Annotated in this window: 24 protein-coding genes; 4 read left to right on the top strand and 20 right to left on the bottom strand. The window is 54.0% G+C overall.

Annotation, left to right across the window (positions count from 1 at the left end; all coding sequences use genetic code 11):
- Positions 1–147: 147 nt before the first annotated feature.
- The 16 genes from EKM90_RS10360 to EKM90_RS10285 all read right to left on the bottom strand — a co-directional run bounded on the left by EKM90_RS10360 (position 148) and on the right by EKM90_RS10285 (position 18,150).
- The gene (locus EKM90_RS10360) at positions 148–1,251 is read right to left on the bottom strand and encodes an alpha-hydroxy-acid oxidizing protein (protein WP_125582345.1); all 1,104 of its coding nucleotides are present in this window, start codon (positions 1,249–1,251) and stop codon (positions 148–150) included.
- Between the two features lie 179 nt (positions 1,252–1,430).
- The gene (rplT, locus tag EKM90_RS10355) at positions 1,431–1,787 is read right to left on the bottom strand and encodes a 50S ribosomal protein L20 (RefSeq protein ID WP_125582343.1); all 357 of its coding nucleotides are present in this window, start codon (positions 1,785–1,787) and stop codon (positions 1,431–1,433) included.
- Between the two features lie 57 nt (positions 1,788–1,844).
- Positions 1,845–2,045: a 50S ribosomal protein L35 gene (gene rpmI, locus EKM90_RS10350; protein WP_125582341.1), complete on the bottom strand. Its 201-nt coding sequence runs from the start codon at positions 2,043–2,045 to the stop codon at positions 1,845–1,847.
- 58 nt (positions 2,046–2,103) lie between these two features.
- Positions 2,104–2,613 carry a translation initiation factor IF-3 gene (infC, locus tag EKM90_RS10345; RefSeq protein ID WP_125582339.1) on the bottom strand — a complete coding sequence of 170 codons (510 nt, stop codon included), beginning with the start codon at positions 2,611–2,613 and terminating at the stop codon, positions 2,104–2,106.
- Positions 2,614–3,091: 478 nt separating this feature from the next.
- Positions 3,092–5,059, bottom strand: coding sequence for a threonine--tRNA ligase (gene thrS, locus EKM90_RS10340; RefSeq protein WP_125582337.1), 1,968 nt, complete (start codon positions 5,057–5,059; stop codon positions 3,092–3,094).
- A gap of 306 nt (positions 5,060–5,365) precedes the next feature.
- On the bottom strand, positions 5,366–6,286 hold the full coding sequence (gene dnaI / locus EKM90_RS10335) for a primosomal protein DnaI (RefSeq protein WP_125582336.1): 921 nt from the start codon (positions 6,284–6,286) through the stop codon (positions 5,366–5,368).
- Positions 6,270–7,631, bottom strand: a complete 1,362-nt coding sequence (locus EKM90_RS10330) for a DnaD domain protein (RefSeq protein WP_125582334.1) — start codon at positions 7,629–7,631, stop codon at positions 6,270–6,272. Before EKM90_RS10330 ends, dnaI begins: the two co-directional genes overlap by 17 nt.
- Positions 7,632–7,702: 71 nt before the next feature.
- The gene (gene nrdR, locus EKM90_RS10325; protein WP_125582332.1) at positions 7,703–8,170 is read right to left on the bottom strand and encodes a transcriptional regulator NrdR; all 468 of its coding nucleotides are present in this window, start codon (positions 8,168–8,170) and stop codon (positions 7,703–7,705) included.
- A 54-nt stretch (positions 8,171–8,224) separates the two neighbouring features.
- Positions 8,225–8,821: a dephospho-CoA kinase gene (gene coaE, locus EKM90_RS10320; protein ID WP_125582330.1), complete on the bottom strand. Its 597-nt coding sequence runs from the start codon at positions 8,819–8,821 to the stop codon at positions 8,225–8,227.
- Positions 8,822–8,824: 3 nt separating this feature from the next.
- Positions 8,825–9,658 (bottom strand): DNA-formamidopyrimidine glycosylase, encoded by an 834-nt coding sequence (gene mutM, locus EKM90_RS10315; protein WP_125582328.1) that lies wholly within the window; start codon positions 9,656–9,658, stop codon positions 8,825–8,827.
- 44 nt (positions 9,659–9,702) lie between these two features.
- Positions 9,703–12,336, bottom strand: coding sequence for a DNA polymerase I (polA, locus tag EKM90_RS10310; RefSeq protein WP_125582326.1), 2,634 nt, complete (start codon positions 12,334–12,336; stop codon positions 9,703–9,705).
- A 319-nt stretch (positions 12,337–12,655) separates the two neighbouring features.
- Entirely contained in the window at positions 12,656–13,366 is a 711-nt protein-coding gene (locus EKM90_RS10305) for a Bax inhibitor-1/YccA family protein (protein WP_125582324.1), read from the bottom strand.
- A gap of 78 nt (positions 13,367–13,444) precedes the next feature.
- On the bottom strand, positions 13,445–14,749 hold the full coding sequence (gene murC / locus EKM90_RS10300) for a UDP-N-acetylmuramate--L-alanine ligase (protein WP_125582322.1): 1,305 nt from the start codon (positions 14,747–14,749) through the stop codon (positions 13,445–13,447).
- Positions 14,750–14,773: 24 nt separating this feature from the next.
- On the bottom strand, positions 14,774–17,053 hold the full coding sequence (locus tag EKM90_RS13210) for a DNA translocase FtsK (protein WP_125582320.1): 2,280 nt from the start codon (positions 17,051–17,053) through the stop codon (positions 14,774–14,776).
- A 124-nt stretch (positions 17,054–17,177) separates the two neighbouring features.
- Positions 17,178–17,807, bottom strand: coding sequence for a YtpR family tRNA-binding protein (ytpR, locus tag EKM90_RS10290; protein ID WP_125582318.1), 630 nt, complete (start codon positions 17,805–17,807; stop codon positions 17,178–17,180).
- A 22-nt stretch (positions 17,808–17,829) separates the two neighbouring features.
- Positions 17,830–18,150: a thioredoxin family protein gene (locus tag EKM90_RS10285; protein ID WP_125582316.1), complete on the bottom strand. Its 321-nt coding sequence runs from the start codon at positions 18,148–18,150 to the stop codon at positions 17,830–17,832.
- 114 nt (positions 18,151–18,264) lie between these two features.
- On the opposite strand from EKM90_RS10285, the gene EKM90_RS10280 reads away from it, so the two are divergent.
- The gene (locus tag EKM90_RS10280; RefSeq protein ID WP_125582314.1) at positions 18,265–18,573 is read left to right on the top strand and encodes a hypothetical protein; all 309 of its coding nucleotides are present in this window, start codon (positions 18,265–18,267) and stop codon (positions 18,571–18,573) included.
- Here EKM90_RS10280 and trmB read toward each other — a convergent pair.
- The 4 genes from trmB to EKM90_RS10260 form a co-directional block, all read right to left on the bottom strand.
- Positions 18,570–19,217 carry a tRNA (guanosine(46)-N7)-methyltransferase TrmB gene (gene trmB, locus EKM90_RS10275; RefSeq protein WP_125582312.1) on the bottom strand — a complete coding sequence of 216 codons (648 nt, stop codon included), beginning with the start codon at positions 19,215–19,217 and terminating at the stop codon, positions 18,570–18,572. The genes EKM90_RS10280 and trmB overlap by 4 nt on opposite strands.
- Before the next feature lie 71 nt (positions 19,218–19,288).
- Entirely contained in the window at positions 19,289–20,056 is a 768-nt protein-coding gene (locus EKM90_RS10270; protein ID WP_225422827.1) for a phosphotransferase family protein, read from the bottom strand.
- A gap of 138 nt (positions 20,057–20,194) precedes the next feature.
- Positions 20,195–21,397: an ABC transporter permease gene (locus EKM90_RS10265; RefSeq protein WP_125582310.1), complete on the bottom strand. Its 1,203-nt coding sequence runs from the start codon at positions 21,395–21,397 to the stop codon at positions 20,195–20,197.
- A 2-nt stretch (positions 21,398–21,399) separates the two neighbouring features.
- A complete protein-coding gene (locus tag EKM90_RS10260) occupies positions 21,400–22,128 on the bottom strand; it encodes an ABC transporter ATP-binding protein (protein ID WP_125582308.1) in 729 nt (242 codons plus the stop codon).
- Positions 22,129–22,213: 85 nt separating this feature from the next.
- Here EKM90_RS10260 and EKM90_RS10255 point away from each other — a divergent pair, with 85 nt between their 5' ends.
- The 3 genes from EKM90_RS10255 to EKM90_RS10245 all read left to right on the top strand — a co-directional run bounded on the left by EKM90_RS10255 (position 22,214) and on the right by EKM90_RS10245 (position 24,029).
- Entirely contained in the window at positions 22,214–22,645 is a 432-nt protein-coding gene (locus tag EKM90_RS10255; RefSeq protein WP_125582306.1) for an HIT family protein, read from the top strand.
- Positions 22,645–23,016 carry a YtxH domain-containing protein gene (locus tag EKM90_RS10250; protein ID WP_125582304.1) on the top strand — a complete coding sequence of 124 codons (372 nt, stop codon included), beginning with the start codon at positions 22,645–22,647 and terminating at the stop codon, positions 23,014–23,016. The genes EKM90_RS10255 and EKM90_RS10250 overlap by 1 nt, the downstream gene beginning before the upstream one ends.
- 101 nt (positions 23,017–23,117) lie before the next feature.
- The gene (locus EKM90_RS10245; protein WP_125582303.1) at positions 23,118–24,029 is read left to right on the top strand and encodes a peptidylprolyl isomerase; all 912 of its coding nucleotides are present in this window, start codon (positions 23,118–23,120) and stop codon (positions 24,027–24,029) included.
- Positions 24,030–24,137 lie beyond the last annotated feature (108 nt).

Here is a 24,137-nt window from a genome sequence, read left to right as displayed (position 1 = left end):
TTGGGACACGAGCCTCTTCCAGAGGCAGTTAAAGTGGCAATCGCAGTAGGCCTTGAACGCAGTGAATGAGGCCAGCGCCTTGAGACGCAGCCAGTAGCGGGGGCTTATAGCCCCAGTGAAAACCACCCGTTTTACGGGTGGTTTTTATTAATCAGCATATTGATTAGGAATCAGCTGGGTGTGCTTGATTTCATCGACATTATGCGCCCCAGTCAGTTGCATCGCGATGAGCAACTCATTTTCCAATTCCTCAAACACGGCTTCGACGCCTTGACTACCGCCCAAGGCTAAGCCGTAAATGACCGGCCGCCCAATTGCCACGAGGTCCGCGCCACTCGCTAATGCTTTGAACACATGCATCCCGCGGCGGACGCCAGAATCAAAAACAATCGGTACGCGTTTGGCCACAGCTTTGGCGACCACCTGCAAGGCATCAAAGGAAGCAACGCCACCATCGAGCTGCCGCCCGCCATGGTTAGAGACCCAAATGCCATCAGCCCCGGCGCGAATCGCAATTTCCGCATCGGCAGCGGTTTGCACCCCTTTGACATACACCGGCAACCCCGAATAATCCTTAATCAAGGCGATATCCCGCGGTCCCAGCGCCTGCTTGGCAGACTTATAAACGGCATCCATCGTTTGATCCTGCCCGTCTTGGTAGGGCACAATTGGCAGCCCAACCGGGAAGGTGAAGTGATTGCGCTTATCCGCCTCGCGGTAGCCGCCCACCGTCGCATCTGCGGTCAACACGATCACTTCGGCCCCATTGGCTTTGGCAGTGTCGAGCATCTGCTTGGTCACCGCATCATCTTTACTCTGGTACAACTGAAACCATTGCGGCTGATCACCGCGCTCAGCCGCTTGCGCTTCATAAGTCTCACTAGCAAACGAACTGATGGTAAAAATCGTTCCATGCTTGGCCACCCCGCGGGCCGTGGCCACTTCCCCTTGGGTATTGGCCAGCTTGTGAGCGGCGACTGGCGCCATGATGATGGGACTGGTCAACCGGTGGCCCATAAAGTCGGTATGCATGTCTGCGGGAAACGCGATTTCCTGCAAGACTCTTGGTGCCACCAACTGATGATTGAACGCCTTGATGTTTTCTTTGATGGTATAAAGATCTTGCGCCCCGCTAGATATGTAACCATAAGCGCCCTGAGGAATCACTTTGGCCGCCGCTGCTTCTAGGTCAAACACATTGATGACATCGATGGGTGCTTCGGCACTACTGGTAACAAATGGTGTTGGCATAATTTCCACCCCGTATCCGATTATTTGGTTTTGAACGATTATCTTGTTCACAATCGTTCTTACTACCAGTTTATCAGGTTACGAAAGCGTTTTCTAGGCCTTGGGAGAAAAAATTCCGGTGACTGATCATTGCTGGAATCAAAAACGCCGCCTACGACGAGGCGGCGTTGGGGTTTGGCTTAAGCCAAAGCCTTCTTAGCGGTTTCTGCCAAGGCAGCAAAGCTGTCTGGATCAGCAATCGCGATGTCCGCAAGCATCTTGCGGTTCATGTCGATGTTAGCGACCTTCAAGCCGTGCATCAACTTGCTGTAGGAAAGACCATTGATCCGCGCAGCAGCGTTGATCCGGGCAATCCACAGGGAGCGGAAGTTACGCTTGGTAGCGCGACGATCGCGGAAAGCGTAACGATAGGAAACCATGACCTGGGCATTAGCTGCCTTGAACAACAGGTGCTTGGCGCCGCGGTAACCCTTAGCGAGCTTTAAAACCTTTTTACGACGTTTGCGTGTTACTGTTCCACCTTTTACACGTGGCATTTGAAATTCCTCCTCAAATCATTAAGCGAACTCGAAAGCGTGAAATTAGTCACGCAATTACTTCATCTGACTCATCATCTGGCGGATCCGCTTCATATCTGAGTGGGATACCAAACCTGACTTGCGCAGCTGACGACGCTGCTTCTTGGTCTTACCGTGGAAACGGTGGCTCGTGTATGCGTGGCCCCGCTTCAAAGCACCACTGGCGGTGCGCTTGAAACGCTTGGCTGATGCACGGTGTGTCTTGAATTTTGGCATGACTATTTTCCTCCTAATACTTATGTTCACCCAGTCGCAATGCGATCAGGTCGGTCGCCTACTTTTTGTTCGGATCGACCTTTGGTGCGAGCATCATGAACATGCTACGACCGTCCATCTTCGGACGGGCTTCAACATTAGCCAGGTCGCTAACGGCCTTAGCCATTTGTTCGAGGACCTTTTGCCCCAAGTCCTTATGGGTGATTGCACGGCCCCGGAACCGAACCGAAACCTTGACTTTGTCACCCTTCTCAAGGAACTTCGATGCGTTCTTAAGCCGAGTGTTGAAATCTGCTTCGCCAATCGTTGGGCTCAGGCGGATTTCCTTGATGCTGATGGTTTTTTGCTTCTTGCGTGCTTCGCGCTGCTTCTTTTGAAGCTCAAACCGAAACTTCCCGTAATCCATAATGCGGGCAACTGGCGGCTTAGCAGTTGGTGAAACCAAGACTAAATCCAAGTTTGCGCTTGATGCAAGTTCCATGGCGTCGCGCGTACTCTTGACGCCGAGCTGTTCACCGGTTTGAGAGATCAAACGCACTTCGCGGGCGCGAATCCCATCATTGACCATCACTTCTCGTGCTATGGCAGTTCACCTCCGAATTAATTTCGAGAAAAAGAGAATGCGGCGGAGCTCAGAAAGCCCCGCCGCATCGTTAAATACCGATCATATCAACCTAGAGGCCAGTGGCTTGGGTGAGAAGCGGGAACTTCTACTTTTTCTCAACTCTATTAGTATACGCACTCTGGTCTCCGGTGTCAAACGTTTCTATCGTGCGAGCACTGCCGGGTAGGCCAGCTTCCGCAGCAAGGGGCTGGAACGTGGTGGCCAGCGCTTTGAGTTGTTTGCCAACCTGCGCGGCTTCACTCAATCACGGAAGAAACAGTATTGTCAACTATAACTGCTGTCTGCCCATACTGTTATCCAGCGACTGCGGCTTCAAAACTAGGTTGGAGACCGCTTTGTGGCTCCACCCGCCCGCACAGCAGGCCCACAGCCCCGAACGGAGCCCGGTACCGCCAGCCGCGGCTACCTTCACAGCTAAAGTTTACAGGTTCTTACCAGCGCCGCGCTTTTGCTTGCCATCACGGCTGTAATTCTTGATTTCAGCCTTGACGGATTCCAAGAACATGTTGGCTGGCATTTCCTCGGCGTCGCTTTCACCATAGCGCCGCACCGATACGGCAGCTGAGTTGACTTCTTTTTCGCCGACAACGACGGTGTAAGGAATCTTCTGGGTTTGCGCTTCGCGGATCTTGTAGCCCATCTTTTCGTTGCGGGCATCCAGCTCAACGCGCAGACCGGCCTTGCGCATTTCGGTTTCGATCAACTTGGCATAGTCGAGGTGTTCATCCAAGGAAACTGGGATGATCTCAACTTGCTTCGGCGCCAACCAGGTTGGGAAGGCGCCTTTGTAGATTTCCGTCAGGTAAGCGATGAAGCGTTCCATGGTCCCGACAATCCCACGGTGAATCATGACTGGCCGGTGTTCTTGGCCATCTTTACCGACATAGGTCAAATCGAAGCGTTCAGGCAGCATGAAGTCCAGTTGGATGGTGGACATGGTTTCCTCGTTGCCCAGCGCCGTCTTGGTTTGAATGTCCAGCTTTGGCCCGTAAAAGGCGGCTTCGCCTTCTGCTTCATAGTAATCCAGACCCAAGTCATCCATCGCGCCTTTCAGCATGCTTTGGCTACGGGTCCACATTTCATCGTCATCGAAGTACTTTTCAGTGTTCTTCGGGTCGCGGTAGGACAAGCGGAAGGTGTAATCGGAGATGTTGAAGTCTTCATAGACATCCATAATCAACCGCAAAATCTTCTTGAATTCGTCCTGCACTTGATCCAGCGCCACGAAGGTGTGACCATCGTTCAAGGTCATTTCCCGCACGCGCTGCAAACCAGACAAGGCGCCGGACTTTTCATAGCGGTGCATCATCCCCAGTTCCGCAATGCGCAATGGCAGTTCGCGGTAGGAACGGATGTGGTGGTTGTAAATCTGAATGTGGCTTGGGCAGTTCATTGGCCGCAGTTCCAGCATTTCGCCATCGCCCATGTCCATTGGCGGGAACATGTCTTCGCGGTAATGCGCCCAGTGGCCAGAAGTCTTGTACAGATCCAAGTTAGCGAGCACTGGCGTGTAAACATGTTCGTAGCCATCGGCCAGTTCCTTGTCGATGATGTAGCGTTCAATCACGCGGCGGATGGTGGCCCCATTTGGCATCCAGTATGGCAAGCCAGAGCCGGCCTTAGGATCCACGAAGAACAGGTCCAGATCACGGCCAATGGCGCGGTGATCGCGGTCACGGGCTTCTTGGCGCTGCTTAGCATCGGCTTCCAGGTCAGCTTCTTTGAAGTAGGCTGTGGCATAAATCCGCTGCAGCATTGGGTTGGAAGACTTACCCTGCCAGTAGGCGCCAGCGACAGACAGTAGGGTGAAGTGCTTCAAGTCTTTGAGACTTGGCAGTACCACTGCTTCTTCAAAATCGAAGAAGTCGCCTAATTGATAGCCGCTGATGGTATCGCCAGCCGCGGCATCGATCAATTCCAGCTTGTAAGGTTCATCAGCAAAAGCCTTTTTGGCGTCGGACTTGCTCATGCTAACGGCTTCGATTGGCGCGTTAGCCTTCACCAACGCATTAATTTTGTCGCTGATGGCAGGCAGTTGGTCCACCGTCAACTGGCCTTCCTGACGGTCGGTATCGTAGAAGAACCCATCGTCAGTCGCTTCGCCTTGGCCCAGCTTAACTTCTGGGTGCAACGCTTTGATCGCAGCAGCCAGCGCAAAGGCGCCAGTTTGCCGCAGCACGTTCAAGCCGTCTGCACTGTCTTTGGTGATAATTTCCAGCGCACCATCTTCGTTAATAGGTTGGTTCAAAGCAATCAGTTGCGCGTTGAACTTGCCGGCCACGGCCTTTTTAGCCAAACTGTTGGCAATCGCCTTAGCGACGCCTTCAGTGGTGATGCCAGCGTCGAATTCTTTGACGCTGTTGTCTGGTAAGGTAATTTTGATTGACATAGGTATTGCTCCTTTTCTGACGAAGGCAAAAGAAAAATCGCCTCGAGTGTCATTTCTGACACTCGGGACGATTAATATCGCGGTTCCACCCGACTTGAAAGCACTGCTTTCCTCTCAATGCTCGTAACCTGAGCTTGGGGCCATTGCTGGCAATCTCGGAAAGAGGTGCGGATCAGGTCTTGTCTCGGTTTACAGCCACGCCCGAGGCTCTCTGGTGAAACATGGTCCTTAAAGCTTTCGTCTTTGATACCTAGATTAAACCACAGCGCAAACACGTGTGCAAGCTTCATGGGCAAAAAGTTAAGGTCAGCCGTTACGCCGATCCACCCCGGCCACCGGAATTTCCTTGGCCAAAAAGCGAATGCGTTCCATGATCCGCTGCGCTTTGAGCGCCTCGTTATTACCCACATCTGCCCCGGCCAAAAAGTCGGCCAGCTCAGCCATGGTTTTGTTTGAGGTAAACAAGGTCGGCAACTCTTCCTGCATCCGGTACTGCAAAATAACCCCTAAAACTTCATCGCGGACCCAAGGACTCAGGGCCTCGGCACCAATATCATCAATCATCAAGACCGGCGCGGTTTTGAGCGTGTTAATCTTCGGCAATACCTGATTGCTGGCAATAGCGGCCTTCATTTCGACGGCAAAAGTCGGAAAATGCACCAAGGTTGAAGCAATGCCGGCCGCGGCCAAGTCATTGGCAATGGCGCCTAGCAGGTAGGTCTTGCCCACGCCAAACGGCCCGGTGAGGTACAAGCCTTGATGAAACTCATGGGGCGCCTTGGCCAAGGCCAAAGTGAACCCGGTCGCGGCAGCCAGGGCGGCCATGCGCTCCGTGGGATCATAGCCTTGCAGGCTAGCTTGCTTGATGGCTTTCGGCATGTTCAGCGCCGTCACCAAATTCGCTTGGGCCTGGCGCGCATCTGCCGCCAGTTTTTCCGGCGTGGCATCATAAGTGATGTCGATCAAGCCATTGGAAGCAATCAGCCGCGGTGCATAACCCGAGGCAATCAGTGGGTCGCCGGCTTGGAGCCGGTCCCGCGCTGTCACAAACTCATAGATTTTGGCGGCGCCACGCGTCACCGCATCTGGCGCCAGCACCGCTTGATTGGCGGTTAAAAAAGCCTGAACCTCGGGATCAGCCACGGCGGTTTTCACCATATCACGATAAGCAGCGGTCATGGCCCGGGGATCCATGACTTTTTTCAGTTCCTCATTCATTGGTTCCATGGCCTTGCTCCTTTCGCAGTGCCTCAAGTTCCGCTAGCTGCGCAGCTAATTCCTGCTTGGTCGCCGCGCTGACGGTTTCTTTGGCCGGCTGATAGTCCTTTTTCATCCAGTCTGGCGTCGCTTCTTGACGACTAGGCCGCCCGCCGCGCGGTTTCGGCTTGCGCTGCTTGGCCTGATAATCATCAATCGCCTTAAGCGCCGCTTCGGGGCTGGTGACATTTTCACCGAGCCAGCGGTTAGCGATGTTGTCAATCAAGGCCTGGGTGACACTATCGTAATTTTGCAGGATGTAGGCGACCAGAATATTGACGGTGGCATTGTCGAACACTTGGCGGCTGGCAAGCTGAGACACCGCTCGGGTTTCTGAACTGGCCACAAAGAGGTTTGGATTCTTTGCATGCTTGGCCTGTTCCAAAAATTCCCTTGGCGGCGTGCTTTTAGCCTGCTGCAGCAAGGTTTGCTGCTGCGCGGTCAGCTTGATGCTGCCACCTGCCTTCGGAGCTGCGGCCGGAGCGTCCGTTTTGGCGGTTAAATGCGGCCGCTGCTTGGCATAGGTCTGCTCGATGATTTGCTTCAAGCGCGGCATCGCCAACTGACCCGAAACCGGACTCGTTGCTTGCATGATGTGGCGTGCCAAAACTGGCGGCGTTAGCCCGTAGAACGTGGCCAACTGGGCCAAGGCGCTGCGATTTTTCGCCACCTGTCCCGCCGCCAAATCAGAGCGGCTCAGCAACTGATCAAGCAACGCCCAGTCGTACCCAACGCCGTCGCTCAAGGTCACCTCTGGTAGGGACTTTTGCGCCACCGCCTGCTGACTAGCGACAACCGGCGCCGGTAAGGCCACTGAAGTCAGCTGAAAGACATCCAGCAGCTGCGCCGACACGTCCTGCCAGGCCGCTGCCTTCACCGTGTGGATGGTGTAGCGCTGGACCAGCGTGTCGTACCGAGTCTGGCCAACACGATCGTACAGCAACAGGCTTAACGTGTCGTCTTGGAAAAAAGCATTCGCCGCCACTGGCCGATAAAGCTCATAGGCCCAGTACCGGCCATTTTGATCAACCGCGGTGTAGGTTTTCATCAGCCCCATGGCTTCCAAGTGAATGCGCGCGTCATACAGCGTATCCAAATCGACCCCCAGCAAATCCATCAAGGCCGTTTGCTTTTTGCGGTCGGAGCGCAGCGGTTTGGCATGCGAGGTTTGCCACAAGCTCAAATAAAGGGCCAGGGCTACCGGTCCAATCAAGGGTTGGTAGAGATTGACCACCACGTCTTGATCATGGTCACTAAAATAAGTGGCTTGCACCACAATATAATCATCTTGCGCCATGTAATTTTGCGGTCGCATGAAGCAGCCCCCTTTCCAAGCGATAAGTTAATAACGGCAAAACAAGGAGTCGGCCGCGGCCCACTCCTTGCTTAGTGACTGTCTTTTTCGCGTTTCATCATGTCTTGGAGTTCATCCATAAACACAGACATGTCCTTAAACTGGCGATAGACACTGGCGAAGCGAATGTAGGCCACATCATCGACGTCGGCAAGCTGTTTCATAACGTATTCGCCGATTTGCTGACTGGAAACTTCATTTTCACCAATCGCCCGCAGCTTATTTTCGACGTTTTCGACGATGCCTTGCATCTGCTCCATCGTCACTGGCCGCTTTTCGGCGGCGCGAATCAGGCCCTTGAGAATCTTCTCACGGCTGAATTCCTCGCGGGTGCCGTTTTTCTTAATGACCAAAAGTGGGGTTTGTTCAACCCGTTCGAATGTGGTGAAGCGAAAACCGCAATTTTCGCATTCACGGCGGCGCCGAATCGCGCGGCCGCCATCGGTTGGCCGCGAATCGACCACTCGGGAACTATTGTGATGGCAATGTGGGCACAGCAATGAGACACCCTCTTATAAATTGATACTCTATTATACCACGACCGCCAAGTACGTTCACCTAGCCAATTGCGCTAGGATCGCCGCCACTTGCCGCTCACGGCCGACCGCACCCTGGCTATTGTCAATGACAAAATCGGCCCGGGCCACTTTCTCGGCCAGCGGCATCTGGGCGGCGATACGTTGCTTGGCTTCAACCTCAGTCAAGCCATCTCTGGCCATCAGGCGTTTGAGCTGGAGGTCAGCCGGCAAGCTCACCACCGCCACCCCATCAAAACTCGATTCATACTGCGTTTCATACAGCAGAGGAATTTCCCCCACCACCACGGCTGCGCCAGTGGCTTTGGCCGCCGCCAAAGCCTGATTAATGGCTTGACGCAAATATGGCTTGTCGATGCGGTTGAGCTGGGCCAGTTTGGTCGGATCCGCGAAAACAATCGCGCCTAACGCCTTACGATTTAAGGTCCCATCAGGTTTGATCACGGTCGGGCCAAAAGCTAGGCTAATCGCGGCCAGCGCCGGTTGGCCAGGTCGCACAATTTGCCGGGCAATCACATCAGCATCCACCACCGGACAGCCAGCAACGCGAAACACCGCCGCCACGGTACTTTTACCGGTGGCAATGCCGCCGGTTAAACCCAGTAAGTATGTCATTGCCTAGCCTCGCTTTGGCTGGCAGTGCGGGCAATAATGCGTGCCCCGCTGGCCGACTTTGATTTTGAGAATGGTGGTGCCACAGCGATCGCAAGGCGTCCCTTCGCGGTCATAAACATGCAACTGATCTTGCATCGCCCCGCGGTGGCCATCGGCATCCACGAACGAATGGACACTGGTGCCGCCAAGGGTAATGGCTTTTCGTAGTTCAGCGATGATGGCATCATGCAGCGCCTTAACCGCCTTGGCAGACAACGTGTTAGCCGCCTGCTCTGGATTGATGCGCGCCAGCCACAGCGTCTCATCGGCGTAGATATTGCCAACTCCAGCCACCACGGTTTGATCGAGGATCACCGACTTGATTGGTGCCTTGCGTTTGCCCAGCGCTACTTTGAAGGCCTTCAGGTCAAAAGTGGCAGCCGTCGGTTCTGGCCCCATTTTGGCCAGCCCGGCCACGGTCTTGGTTTCCTCGCCGGTGGTCACCAGCTGCATGCGGCCAAACTTGCGCATATCAAGGTAGCGCAGCTGACTACCATCGGTGAAGGTGAACCACACATGCAGAAACCGTGGCTTTGGCGTATCGACGGTTGGCGCCAGTTGATACTTACCTTCCATGCGGAGGTGCGACACAATGGTCAACTGGCCAAAGCGAATCAACAGATACTTGCCGCGCCGGTCAATCCCGGTCACCGTGGCGCCAGCCAAGGTGGTTTGAAACAGGGCCAGCCCGCCGACTAGGATTTTCTCCCAATCGGTCCCGACTTGCGCCACCGTTTTGCCGACAATCAGCTTCGTCAAGCCGAGCCGGACATTTTCAACTTCTGGTAATTCTGGCATTACGTCCCTCTTCCCGTCTGCGTCGGCGCCCAGACTCAGCTTTTTTACTTAGCATCAAACCACGTCTTGCCCCAGTGGCTTTCCACCTTAAGCGGCACCGCCAGCTTCACTGCAGAGTCCATCACTTTCGGCACCAATGCCGCTAATTGGGCCATTTCCGCCTCCGGCCCTTCGAAAATCAATTCGTCATGCACCTGCAAAAGCATGCGCGACTGGAGGTGGTTTTCCTCCAGCATCGCCTGCATCCGAATCATCGCCACCTTGATGATATCCGCGGCGCTGCCTTGAATCGGCGTGTTCATCGCGGTGCGTTCAGCAAAACTGCGCAGGTTAAAGTTGCGCGAGTGGATGTCGTTCAAATAGCGGCGGCGATGGAACAAGGTTTCAACATAGCCTTGTTCGCGGGCCACCTTCACCATCTTGTCCATGTAGTCACGCACTTGCGGATATTGCTCGAAGTAGCCATCGATAAAGGCTTTGGCCTGTTTGCGGGTGATGCCGATGTTTTTGGCCAAGCCAAAATCAGAAATTCCATACACAATCCCGAAATTTGTCGCCTTGGCCTGGCGCCGCATGTCTGGGGTCACCTCATCAGGCGAGTCAAGGTGGAAAATCCGCATGGCCGTGTTGGCGTGGATGTCGCGGTCTTCCTTAAAGGCTTCTTGCATGTTCTTGTCGCCAGAAATATGGGCCAACACCCGCAGTTCGATTTGGGAATAGTCACTGGAGAAAATTTGCCACCCTTTGTGGGCCGGCACAAACGCACGTCGCACTTGTTTGCCCTCGTCGCGGGCCGGAATGTTTTGCATATTCGGGTCCACCGAAGACAGGCGGCCAGTTTGGGTCAGCGTCTGCAAGTAGCGGGTATGAATTTTATGATCCGGATGGACCGCCTTGAGCAGCCCAGCCACGTAAGTCGACTGCAACTTGGCGACCGTGCGGTAATCCAGGATATCTTGGACAATCGGGCTAGCAGAACGCAACTGTTCCAACACATCGACTGAGGTGGAATAACCGGTTTTGGTTTTTTTGATCACAGGCAGCTGCAGTTTCTCAAAGAGCACCTCACCCAGTTGTTTCGGCGAATTCAAGTTGAATTTCAGCCCAGCCTCGGCATAGATTTTTTCCTCAAGTACATGCATGGTGCTGGTCCATTGGTCGCCAAGGCCTTGCAGGGTCTTGCTGTCCAGCACGATGCCGATTATTTCCATGCGGGCCAACACTTTGGCCAGTGGCAGCTCCATATCGGTGAAGAGGCTCAGTTGATCCTGAGCCTTCAATTCAGCGAGTAACTGTGGCCGCAATGTGAGGAGCGCTTTGGCTTTACGGGCAAAATGGCCAAACAAGGTTTCATCGTCGGGCACCTTCCGTTTGGCGCCTTTGCCATAAACGGCCTCGTCAAACGGTAAGTTGTAATCATGGTCTTGCGCGATTTGGCCGAAGTCATTGCTGTTTTGGTCTGGATTGAGCAAATAAGAAGCCAACAAAAGGTCAAAATCAATTTGCGGTAGTTTCACACCCAGCCGCTCTGCGGCCACCAGGTTGCGCTTGGCATCAAACACCGTCAGCTGATGATCAGCCAGCCAAGTTTGCACCTTCGGCAGCGTCAACAAGGTGACATCGGTGCTGACAAAGGTTTCTTCGGCTGTGCCAATGAAAAAGCCAATTTGCTCGGCAGTGTGGTAATTATCTTCCAACATCTCAAGTTCAAATGCCACCGGGTCAGTCGTTTCTGGCAGCTGAGCCAAATTGGCATCCGTGAGTACCACAAAATGCACCGGCGCCTGCTTTTCCGCGGTGGCTGCTGGCAGGTGCGCCAAGGCCTGGCGCATTTCCAGCTTGGTATAAAGTTCACGCAACGCATCAAGGTCTGGGCCGGTGTACGCCAAATCATCCAACCCAATCGTGAGCGGGGCCGCCTGATCAATCGTGGCCAGTGTCTTACTCATCTCGGCATTGGCCTGGTCGTTCACCAGGTTTTCTTTCATCTTGCTGGGTTTGAGCTCATCGATGTTGGCGTACAGGTTCTCAATCGAGCCAAATTGATGCAACAACTTCAGCGCGGTTTTCTCGCCGACTTTGGTGACCCCAGGATAATTGTCCGAGGTGTCCCCCATCAGCCCTTTCAAATCAATGATCTGCTTAGGCTCCAGCTCAAATTTTTCGGCGACATGTGCTGGCGTGTAGGCTTCAAGGTCGCCGACCCCTTTTTTGGTCACCTGCACGGTCGTTGATGGCGTGGCCAGTTGGGTCAGATCCCGATCCCCCGTGACGATGTCGGTGTGCCAGCCGCGCGTGTCGGCCGCCTTTGCCAGCGTGCCAATCACATCATCGGCCTCATAGTCTTGCAACGCGTAATGCTTGATGCCATGGTCGTCGAGCAACTCATGAATATAAGGCAACTGTTCAAGAAATTCGCTTGGCGCCGCATCGCGCTGCGCCTTGTAGTCGCTGAACATCTTGGTGCGGAATGTCCCACCGCTTTTATCGAACGCCACCAGAATGTGGTCTGGCTTGAATTGATCCACCACATTATCCAGCATGCTATTGAACGTCATGATGGCATTGGTATGTAACCCATCTTTGGTGGTGAAGCGGTCCATCTGGGTGTACATCGCATAAAAAGCGCGAAACGCCAGTGAACTCCCATCAATCAGCAGTAATTTTTCTTGTGCCATGGTTAGCCTCCTAAATTGGCTCTTCTGACACCCAGTATAACAAACTTCACGCTGCGAAGCCGAGCGCTTTTAGGGGGACGGCTAGCCTAGCTTGAGGCATTACCGCAGGTTTTAGGCGGTAATGCCTCAAGCGTAGCTAGACGCTCCCCCGTTGCTCGGCGGAGCGCAACTTCACGCAGGCTGCGGAGCGCAACTAGAAGCCGCAGAGGGCGGCGGTGTTAGCCTGCCGAGTAGCCTGCCTAGCAGAACGGGTCAAAACCTCAAACCGCTGGAATCAAAAACCTGGCCCCTCTACTAGAGGAAGCCAGGTAAGCGAGATTTAGTCACGGCTGGAGCTGCCACCGAACAAGCGCAGCACCACTAGGAAGATGTTCAGGAAGTCCAGGTACAAAGCCAACGCGCCCTGAATCGCCAGGGTGTTGGTATTCACCACATAGCCGCCTTCTTGGTTGGCGGACATGTAAATCGTCTTGAGCTTTTGGGTATCAAACGCCGTCAGGACGATGAAAATGACCAAAATCGCGTAGCTCAGAATCAGCTGCAAGCCTGAGGACTGCATGAAGAAGTTAATCACTGACAGCAAGATGACGCCGATCAAAGCCGAGGTGGCAATGACGCCAGCTCGACTCAAATCTTGCTTCGTAATGCGGCCTACCACCGACATGGTGAGGAAGATCACCGCGGTGGTCAAAAATGAAATCGCCACGATGGAACTTTGATATTGAATCAAAATTACCGTAAAGGTCGTCCCGTAGCAGGCGGAAATGAGATAAAACATCAGCCCGGCATAACCGGCATTGGCCTGCGCTCGGCGGCTGTTGACCCCCATGGACAAGAAAATCGGCAGAAACAGCAAGATGTAAAACATAAAGGTGTGGTTTGCCACAAAGTTGGCATATTGGTTATAAAAAACAGTGCCGAGCAAGTAAGAAATCGCAGCGGTCAGTAACAACCCGGAGCCCATCACACTGTAAACTCGATTGAAGAACCCGGCCAGGCCGGTGTCATTCACGACGCGTCGTTCTTGCATGAGATCATTCCTTTCATGAATCTTTGCCTCTCAGTATACCAAAGATAACAAACAACCGGATACGACTTTAGGCGGATATTAAAGTTTGGCCTCAAAAGCGCGCTCATATTTCTGCACATCCCCGGCACCCATGAAGACAATCGCGGCATTTTTGTGCTTCAGCAGCGACGTCATATCGTCCTCATGCAGGACTTCGCCGCCATTTTTCAGTTTAGCGACCACATCTTCGGCGCTAACCGAACCAGAGGTTTCGCGGGCGGAGCTAAAAATTGGGGTCACGTAAACCGCATCGGCTTGGCTCAGCACTTGGGCAAAATCGTCCAGGTAAGCAATCGTCCGTGAATAAGTGTGCGGCTGGAACACCGCCACCAATTCGCGGTCCGGGAACTTCTGGCGGGCCGCATCCAAGGTCGCCTTGATTTCATTTGGATGGTGCGCGTAATCATCAATGATGACCGTACCGTTGATGTCTGTTTCCGAGAAGCGGCGCTTAACCCCAGAGAAGCTTGCCAGCTCACGGGCAATATAATCGGGATTCAGGCCTTCCGCATCGCTAACCGCGACCACCGCCAAGGCGTTCAGCACACTATGTTCACCGAACAGCGGCACGAAGAAGTGGCCCAACAGTTGGTCTTTATGATAGGCATCAAAGCTGGAACCTTCCGGCGTACGCTTGATGTTTTTGGCTTGGTAATCATCTTGGTCAGATTCGCCGTAGTAATATACGGGCACCTTGACATCAAGCTTACGCAACCAAGGATCATCGCCCCAGGCGAAAATGGCCTTTTTGACCTGCTTGCCTTCGGTTTCAAAGGCATCGTACACGTCTTCAATGCCGGTGTAATAATCCGGATGATCAAAGTCGATGTTGGTCATAATCAGATAATCAGGGCTGTAAGCCAGAAAGTGACGGCGATATTCGTCAGCTTCAAACACGAAGAATTTGGAATCTGGCGTGCCTTTGCCGGTGCCGTCACCAATCAGATAACTGGTTTTGTCGATGCCGCTTAAGGTATGGGCCAACAACCCGGTGGTGCTGGTTTTGCCATGCGCACCGGCAACGCCAATGCTGGTGTAATGACTCAGCAGTTCGCCAAGGTATTCATGATAACGATAGAACTTGAGACCTAGCGCCTTGGCGGCCTTCACTTCCGGATGTTCATCGGTGAAGCTGTTCCCACAGATAATCGTGTAGCCTGGTTTGATATTCGCTGCATCAAAGGGCAATGTTTCGATGCCCGCAGCTTCCAGCCCTTTTTGAGTGAAGGTGTACTGCGTAATATCGGAGCCTAGGACTTGATGGCCCAAATCATGCAAAATCAACGCCAGCGCGCTCATGCCTGAACCTTTGATACCAATAAAGTAGTCAATTTCCTCTGTCATCATGTAGCCTCTTTCGTTTAAGCCCTACCGCGGCTGCGGCTGGGGCAAATCTTCTTTGTTTAGATAGACATCCCGCGGTTTGGAACCATTGGCGGGTGAAACATAATGCCGCATTTCTAGCTCATCGATCAGCTTCGCCGCGCGGTTATAGCCAATGGCAAACTTGCGCTGCAGCTGCGACGTGGACACGGTTTGCTCGCTGGCCACGTAACTCAGCACTTGTGGGAACAACTCGTCTTGCGCCTCAATCGCCTGGGCCTTGGCCACCAGCCGGCTAGGATCAAACAGATACTGCGGTGGTTGTTGGTTGCGGACAAAATCAGTAATCGCATCCAGCTCTCGGTCGATGAAGGTGCCTTGCAAGCGAATGGGCTGGCTGGCCCCGTTGCCCAAGAACAACATGTCGCCTCGGCCGAGCAAGGTTTCGGCGCCGGCATGGTCGATGATGGTCCGCGAGTCGACCTGGCTGGCCACCATAAACGCAATCCGCGTCGGAATGTTATTCTTGATGGTGCCGGTAATCACATCCACACTCGGCCGCTGGGTGGCGACAATCAAGTGGATGCCCGCCGCCCTGGCCTTGGCGGTGATGCGAGCGATGTAATCTTGCACCTCACTGGCCGCCACCATCATTAAATCGGCCAATTCATCGATGATGATCACAATACTTGGCATGACCGCAGCGTCATCGCCGTGCGCCCGCGCTTTATCGTTGAATTGCGCCAAGCTGCGGACATTAGCCGCCGCCATTTTTTCGTAGCGGGCTTCCATTTCGCCGACCGCCCACTTCAATGCGGCGGAGGCCGCTTTAGGATCCGAAACCACTGGGGCAACCAAATGCGGCAGTCCATTATAAACGGCCAATTCCACCGCTTTCGGGTCGATCAGCAGCAGGCGCACTTGCCGCGGCGTTGCCTTGTAAAGTAGCGAGGTAATCAGACTGTTGATGAAAACCGATTTTCCGGCCCCGGTAGCCCCGGCGATTAAACCATGCGGCATTTTCGCGAGGTTGGTCACCACAGGCTTGCCGAACAAGTCCACCCCTAACGCAATGGTTAGCGGTGAGATCGCGGTTTGGAACGCTGGCGCCGCCAGCACTTCTTTGAGCATCACCGGGCGCGGTTTGCGGTTGGGAATTTCGATGCCAACCGTGCTTTTGCCAGGGATTGGCGCTTCGATGCGAATGTCTTTAGCGGCTAGTGCCAGTTTTAAATCATCGGTAAGGTTGGTGATTTTATTGACCTTCACCCCAGGAGCGAGCTTGATCTGAAACTGAGTGACCGTTGGGCCGACGGTGCTGGCCACTACTTGGGCCTCGACGTTGAATGAAGCCAAGGCTGCGTTCAAGGTTTCAGTTTGCTGCGCGACCCAGGTCTGCTGCTCGCTGGTATCTTGGTGCACGGGATCACTCAACAAGGTAAGCGGCGGCAACTGATAAGCAGCCGTCGGGGGGACCACTTGCTTCGTTGCTGTCTTTTCGGCCGCAACTGGCGCTACCGGTGCGGTTTGGCGCCGCATTTGGGCTGACGGCAGTGGTTTAGCGGCTGCCGCCTGGGGCGCTGGCTGGCTTTCCTTGGCAGCTTTGGCGGCCGCTTTCTTCATTTTCAAGTAATCACGCACCGAAGCGCGCACAGCGAAGGGATTAGGCCTGGTGCCATGGTGCCGCGGTGGGGTCGCTGTCGACTCCGGCTTGGCATTTGCCACCAGTTCCGTCACCGTGGCCGGTCGCTGGTCTTCGGTACTTGCTGCCGCGGCATTGGCGCTGATCTGCGCATCGAGGTCGGCCTGGGCGGCATCACTGGCAGTGTTCAATTGCGGCACTGGCGAGGTTAAGGCTGTTTCAGACGCTGTTTGCGAAGTGATCGCCTCAGCCGCTTGGCCGGTCGCGTCAGTCGCCTCGGATGAGACAACAGGCTGAGCTTCAGCGGTGCTGGTGGCACTGGTAGCGGCCGGCGCAGGCTGGGCTGACAAGGCATCATCGCCCGGTGTTTCAGGTGCATTGGGCGTCGGTTCGGCTTGAGGCGGTGTTTGATCAGTAGCCCAAGGCGTTTGATCATCTGGCGCGGCGAGAACGTAAAGCTGCGCGGGATCTACGGCTAGTTGGACGCGAATTTGTTCATAGTTAACCCGATGCTGCTGCCGCGTCGCCACACTAGCCGGCGTCTGCAAGGCGTCAAAGGGATCGACTTGATACGCAGGTGCGACTGCCGCTGGCGCAGTGGGCCGATGTGCCGGCTTGGCTGCTTGATATTCTGAATGCGGGTGGTGGCTGCGGTTAAAAGCAGGCCCATCATAATGCGGCATAGTCCGCTTCCTCTCTTTTTCATGCTGTTTTCATTTTAGCATAGGCCCGCTCGAATGCTTAGCCCCACCAGCAAAAACCACAATTTTTAGCCAAAAAAAGACTCGATTACTCGAGTCGAAGTGGTTAGGAAGCAGCAACTACTGCTTCTGCTTGTTTAAAATCAAATTCGCTACCGGCAGCAAGGTCGTCTGGCATCAGCAAAATGCCGCGGGCCGCTGGTGCCCCTGGAATGGCGAGTTCTCGCGCCGCGCACAGCATGCCAAAACTTGGTACGCCGAGCAATTCCCCAGGCCAGATAATTTTACCATCAGGCATCATAGCGCCAGGCAACGCGGCGACCACCGTTTGGCCTAAAGCAGCGTTCGGGGCGCCGCAGACGATTTGCTCCTGATGCGTGCCAAAGTCCACTTGAGTCACATGCAAGTGATCGGACTTAGGATGCGGCTGAAAATCAATGATTTTACCAATCACGAATTTTGGCGTTTCTTCTAATGGTAATGCGCCGGTCAGGCCTGCACCTTGGATGGCTTGGTTCAAAACCTTAATCTGGTCAACGGTTAAGTGGACCTGCCCCTGACCTTCAACCGGCGTAAAGCGCGCCACGTCGAAAAAGTTGAAGCCAAGCGCCGCGCCTTTGGCATCATAAATGCCGGTGATGCCGTTCGCTTGTTTGGTGGTTTCCTCAGCCGTGTCTTGAGCCAATACCACAATCAGAGTATCGCCCAGTGCTGGTTTGTTATACGTGGTAATCAAAAAATTGCCTCCCTGCAACGTTTTAGGCGGGCAATCCCGTGATGAAGTCTTCGACCTGCTGCTTGGTCTTGCGGTCTTTGTTCACAAACCGCCCGATTTCCTTGCCGTTTTCAAAGGCAATGAAACTTGGGATTCCCATGACGCCCATTTCTTGCGCGACCTTAATATTATCATCGCGGTCGACTTTGATAAAGGTATAGTCTGGATAATCCGCTTCAATCTCAGGCATTGCCGGTTTGATAAAAGCGCAATCTGGGCACCAGCCGGCGGTGAAGAACAACATTTGCTTGCCGTCAGCCTTGGCTGCGGTCAAGATTTCTGCGTCTGAACTAAACTCTTTCATGTTTGCCTCCTACTAACTTTTAATAAGGAAATTATACGGCGTTCCCAGCCAATTTGCAATGCCCTTCTGCGCAGTTTCCGCTATACTGAAGAAAACAAGAAGGAGCCTTGCCTTATGAAAAAATCGCATCAAGCCCTAACGTTTGTGGCGACAGCCACTTTGGTCGGCCTCGGCGCGCAGGCACTCAATCACCTGTACTGGCACCGTCTGCTGCCAAATCGGCTGTTTAACCAGATCAAGCCGGTCATTGTCGAGCCTGCCCAAATCACCGGTGGCTGGATGACGATGGCCCCGGAGGCCGCGCTGGTCGCCGGCAAAATCGTTGCCAGTTATCGCGGCGGCGTCACCACCGACCACGACATCTATCGCTTCCAGGTCAGCGAATCCGGCAATATACTCAGCCTTAACCGCGCTGAACGTTAAGCCTGGGGAAATCGCGCCACCAGCTCATAAATACGCCCGCCTTGACTGCTGAACTTGTGCTCATACTCGGTTTCGATGTTATCGGTGACCCGCGGATCGTGATGGAGGTCCAGTGCCACCAGGTCAAACACCATGCCGTAATTATTCATGCTAACCATCGAGAATTCAAACAAGCCCTGGTTATCGGTTTTGAATTGCAAAATCCCGTTTGGCGCCATGATGGCTTGATACTGCTGCAAAAAGTGGCGATAAGTCAGACGCCGTTTTTCGTGCCGCGACTTCGGCCAGGGATCGGAGAAATTCAAGAACAAACCGGCCACTTCGGCAGGCGCAAAATAGTCCGTCAAATCTGCCCCATCCCCTAACACCAGGTGCAGGTTGGGCAGTTGCAAGGCGACCTGCTTGCGCAAGATGTACGCAATCGCCACTTCCTGAATTTCTAAGGCAATGTAGTTGCGATCAGGATGGGCTTTGGCCATTTCGATAATGAATTGACCTTTGCCGGAGCCCACTTCTAAGTAGAGCGGTTGCGTTTGGCTGAATTTCCCCTGCCATTTGCCTGCCATGTCAACTGGCCGCACACTGATCAGGTCAGGATTGGCGGCAATGAGCGGCGCCGCCCAAGGTTTGTTTCTTAATCGCATAAAATCGTTAATCTCCTTTAATCTATCCTCGACATGAAGCGGACCCGAGCATTTGGCTCGGGTCCGTTCGTCTATTTCATCAGTTGTTGCAACTGGCGCAGGGCCTGGTTCATTTCGGTATAACGCTGCTGACCAAGCTGTTGATTAATTTCGTGCAACAAGTGCAGTTCGCCGTACCAAGTGATGCGGGCCAGCAAATCATCAGTCAGTTCGCAGCCATAAGCGGCGAGCCACTGGGGCCACTCCCCGCGCGGCACATAGTTGATCAGAACCACGCTGAGATCAAAGGCGATATCGCCCAGGCTCGCTTGATCCCAGTCGACCAGGTAAAGCTGCTGGGAATCGGATAAGAGCCAGTTTTTGTGGTTGAGGTCACCATGGCATACGCGCAAGTCAGTAGCGACTGGCGGCAAGTGATGCAACGCCGCAATCGTGGCTTGCACCAGTGGATGCTGGCGCAACTCAGGGGCGAGATTGACCAAATAGTGGTCCACTAGCTGTTTCGGGGTTTGCGGGCGCCCGCCGACTTTGCGGAGCATTCGGCGCAATAACACTGAATTGTGCACCTTAGCCAGCAGTTTGGCCACCATCGCCGAATTCATTTGCGTGCGGCTGAGGGTTTGACCGTTGACCCAGTCTTGGGCGGTGAGAATATCACCGGTAGCCATGCGTTTGGTCCAAATCAGTTTCGGGGTAATGCCCTCAACGGATAAGGCCGCCAAAAAGGGGGACGCATTGCGTTTTAAAAAGAATTTCTCATGGGCATAAACGCCCATGAAGGCGCCGCCGGTCGTACCACCGATGGGCTCAAGCGACCATCCCGGTTCCAAATCAAACAATGCCCGCCGCCTCCTTGGGCCCTGCTGCCTGTAGCAAAGGCCAAAATTTCCCCAAAAATCGGGACCGAACAATCAGATACTTCATCTTACCCAAGGCCCTACGCTGACGTCAAGCCCTCACCGGCCGGCCAGCGCTTTTTAGTGGCGCTGCAACCGCCACGGCACATACCAGTATGCAAAACCGCCAGCAAACACCGCGCCGCAGGCCAAAACCAGGCCAGCAATCAGCCATCGCCCCATCAGCGCCGGCCCGACAGCCAGCAGCACTGCCAAAAGGCCGAGCAGCACCCCAGTCAGATGCTGGAACGCCCGCGGCCGCTGCGTCGTTGGTACCGGGTAAAGTTGCGCGAAGACATTTTCGTCGTAAGCCCCGGCCAGTGGGAGTAGCTGAAAGCCCACTAAATACACAAACAAGATGCCAACCAAGCCCGCCAGCCACCAAGTCTTCAGCAACATGAGGACCGCAGCCCCCACAACGGCCAGCCGCACATAGAGGCCCAGATAAGTGGTTTGCCGCAAAAAGCCCCGCCAGTACAGATACGCCCAGGTATGACTGTGGTTGGGCCGAATCAGCTTAGCAATGCCATCTAACCACCGCCGGCGCCGCACGCCGCCGCTCAGGCCTGGCACATCGGTAAACAGATTATAGAAGCGATACAGCCGATCCATCCGTTTGTCTTCATTGGCAATCAAGGTCAGCCAGTCGAGGCGCTCTGGGGCAAAGTGCTCGCCAATGCGCCAGCGCAAAGTCAGATCCAGAGCCAAAGCCACCACCATTGCTAATGCCGGATGCCAGTAAAGCGCGGCCGTCACACTGACGAAGGCCACCACCAGCAAGCTCACCCGCCGCAGCCAGATTGGCCAAGCCCCTTGATAAGACCTGATCAGTGCCAGCCATAAGTCGCTATCTTTAAACATGATTAAGGCCGCCGCGAGGGTCAAGCCCCCGCTTAGAGGATCTATCTTCAATACCGCCAGCAGCGGCACACTGGCCAACGCCCCTAAGGCCAACACCACGCTTGGCAGCAGCAAACTATACCGACGCGCCTTAAACAGAAATTTGGCAAAAGCGGAAGTCTGGGGCAACAAGAACGTGCCATCAGCCGGCGCGACCAGCGTAGCTAACTGGCCGAAGCTCAGCAGCGCCGTCAAAATCAGCGCCAGCAGCGGCCGCAGCCACCAGGCAGGCACCAGGGTTTTCACCAGCTGGCTGTAGCCGTACAGCAACGCGCCTACCAATATCACCAGTACCAGGACAAAATGGTCATTGAAGACAAGCTGCAGATATTTAAATTGTTGTTTTTGATGTTGCCGCAAGCGCGTGCGCCACAATGTGCCCATGCTTATGCCTCCCTCGTCATGGCCATGTAAATGGCATCAAGGTCAGCATCGGCCAAGTTGAACTGCGTCTGCAAGCTCGTCAAATCGCCTGTGGCGCGGACTTGGCCATTGTTCAACAAGACGAACTGATCCGCATACTGCTGCGCCGTCGCCAAAATATGGGTCGACATCAACACCGCGGCGCCCGCCTGTTTCTTCAGCTCGACAAGGTCCAGTAAATCATGCACGGCTAGTGGATCCAGTCCAGTAAAAGGTTCATCAATGATATAAAGCCGGGCATTGGTCATAAAGGCCGCCACAATCATCACCTTTTGCTTCATCCCTTTAGAGAAGTTAGCGGGGAACCAATCGAGCTTATTGGCCAGCCGGAACTGTTCGAGCATCTCAATGACCCGCGGCCAAGTGGCTGTGGCGTCTAAGTCGTAAGCCATCATCGTCAGCTCCAGATGCTCTTTCAAAGTCAATTCCGGGTACAGCACCGGCGTTTCTGGGACATAGGCAATCGCCTGCCGGTAGGCTTCAGGCGCCTCGGCCAGGGTTTGGCCATCGATTTTGATGGCCCCTTGCATTGGGGTGAGCAGCCCGATGATGTGCTTGATGGTGGTGGACTTGCCCGCCCCATTGAGCCCAATCAGGCCGACAATTTGGCCATCCGGGACTTCAAAACTCAAATTCTTAATCACCGGTAAATTGCCATAACCACCGGTCACGTTCTCCAAAGCCAATGTCATAAGCCTGTCCTCTTTCCGCTACTTTTTACTTGATTTTATGATAGCATGGAAATAACCGAAACGTTTACGAAAGAGGGAAAACACCATGGCTGAAGACTGTATTTTTTGCAAAATCATCGCGGGAGACATTCCCAGCGTCACTGTCTATGAAGATGACGTGGTCAAAGCGTTCCTTGACATCTCACAAGTGACACCGGGCCACACGCTGCTAGTGCCTAAGGTGCACGTACCGGACATTTTTGCTTATGATGCCGACCTAGCTGCCGCGGTGTTCTCCCGCGTGCCTAAAATTGCCAAGGCCATTAAAGCCAGCGATCCGCGGATTGTCGGCATGAATATCATGAACAACAATGGGACCGTGGCTTACCAAAGCGTCTTCCATTCTCATATTCACCTGCTGCCACGCTACTCCGACCAGGATGATTTTGCCATCCACTTTGGCGACCACACCGACCAATACGACACGAAGCAGCTGCAGGCCATCGCGGCAGCCATTCACGAAAGGATTGAAGACTGATGAAGTTCAAAACTGGTTTTCTGCTCGGCGCCATCGCCGGGGTTGCATACGGGTTGTTAACCGCCAAAAAAACTGGGCCACAGCGCCTGCAAAGCATGGTCACCTACTCGGATGACCTCACTCACGCCACCACTGACGTCCAACATGCTGTGACGCGCTTTGGCCATGCGCTGAGCGACTTGAAACAGGAGATTCAAACCACCCTGGCCCCGAACTTAAAAGACATCACCGATAGTGCCACGGATTTTGCCTTCCAAACCGAGGCGCACACCAAAGCCATGCAGGCCCATTTGGATACCATCGCCGAGGCCATGGATGACATCAACGCGGCGGCGGCTGACCCCAAACCCGTTGAGCCAGTACAAAACTGAAATTATGAAGGTTCTGTGAAATCCCATCGAGCCTTTGCGCATTGTGGTATATTAGACAAAGTGTTGCACCAAAATTCCAAATTGAAAGTGGGCTGTACGTTATGAAAAAGTGGATCGCCGGCATCGCTGGTATTTTACTGGCCGTGTCATTAGCCGGTTGCTCAAGTGGCAGTGAAACTGTCGCCAACATGAAAGGCACCAAGATCACCAAGGACGAATTTTACAACGAAATGAAGACTTCCAGCACCGGTGGTGAAGCCACCCTGCGGAACATGATCGTTGAAAAGGCGCTTGAACAGCAATACGGCAAGAAAGTTTCCGATGCTGCCGTTAACAAGCAATACAACAGCGTCAAGAAACAGTACACGGATGCCGGCCAAGACTTCGCCGCCGCATTGAGCCAAAACAGCTTGACGGAAAAGTCCTTCAAGGCCCAAATCAAGACCTCCCTGCTTTCAGAAGCAGCCCTCAAGGCGCAAAAGAAGCCAACTGAAGCGCAACTGAAGAAGCAATGGAAGAAGTACGAACCGAAAATCACGGTTCAACACATTCTGGTGGCTAAGGAAGATACTGCTAAAGAAGTGATTGCGGCCTTGCAAAAGGACAACACCGCAGCCAACTTCAAGAAGTTAGCTAAGCAGTACTCAACCGATACCGCGACGGCTTCCACTGCTGGTAAGCTGGCCGCGTTTGACAACACCGACACCCAGCTCGACTCCACCTTCAAGGCAGCCGCCTTCAAACTGAAGAAAGCCGGCGACTTCACCACAACCGCGGTTAAGACGAGCTACGGCTACCACATCATCCGTGCGATCAAGGTGCCCGCTAAAGGCAAGATGAGCGATCATAAGAAGGACCTCACCAACCAGCTGTACACAACCTGGGAAAGTGATGAAACCATCATGACCGGCGTCATCAAGAAAGTGCTGACCAAAGCAGACGTCAACATCAAGGACTCTGATCTCAAGAACGTGCTGTCTGTCTACCTTGGCTCTAGCTCAAGCTCCAAGTAATCACTCAAGCAATCCTGGCACGGCCATCTGTTGGCCGTGTTTTTTTGTCCTCAGAATCAAAAAAGCTGAGCAGCGAGGCTCAGCTTTGGTGGTTGATACGGTAGTTAG

This window comes from Lacticaseibacillus suibinensis (genome assembly GCF_003946175.1).
Taxonomy (GTDB): domain Bacteria; phylum Bacillota; class Bacilli; order Lactobacillales; family Lactobacillaceae; genus Lacticaseibacillus; species Lacticaseibacillus suibinensis.
Note: the sequence above shows the minus strand (reverse complement) of the source record. Positions and strands in the feature narration are given on the sequence as shown.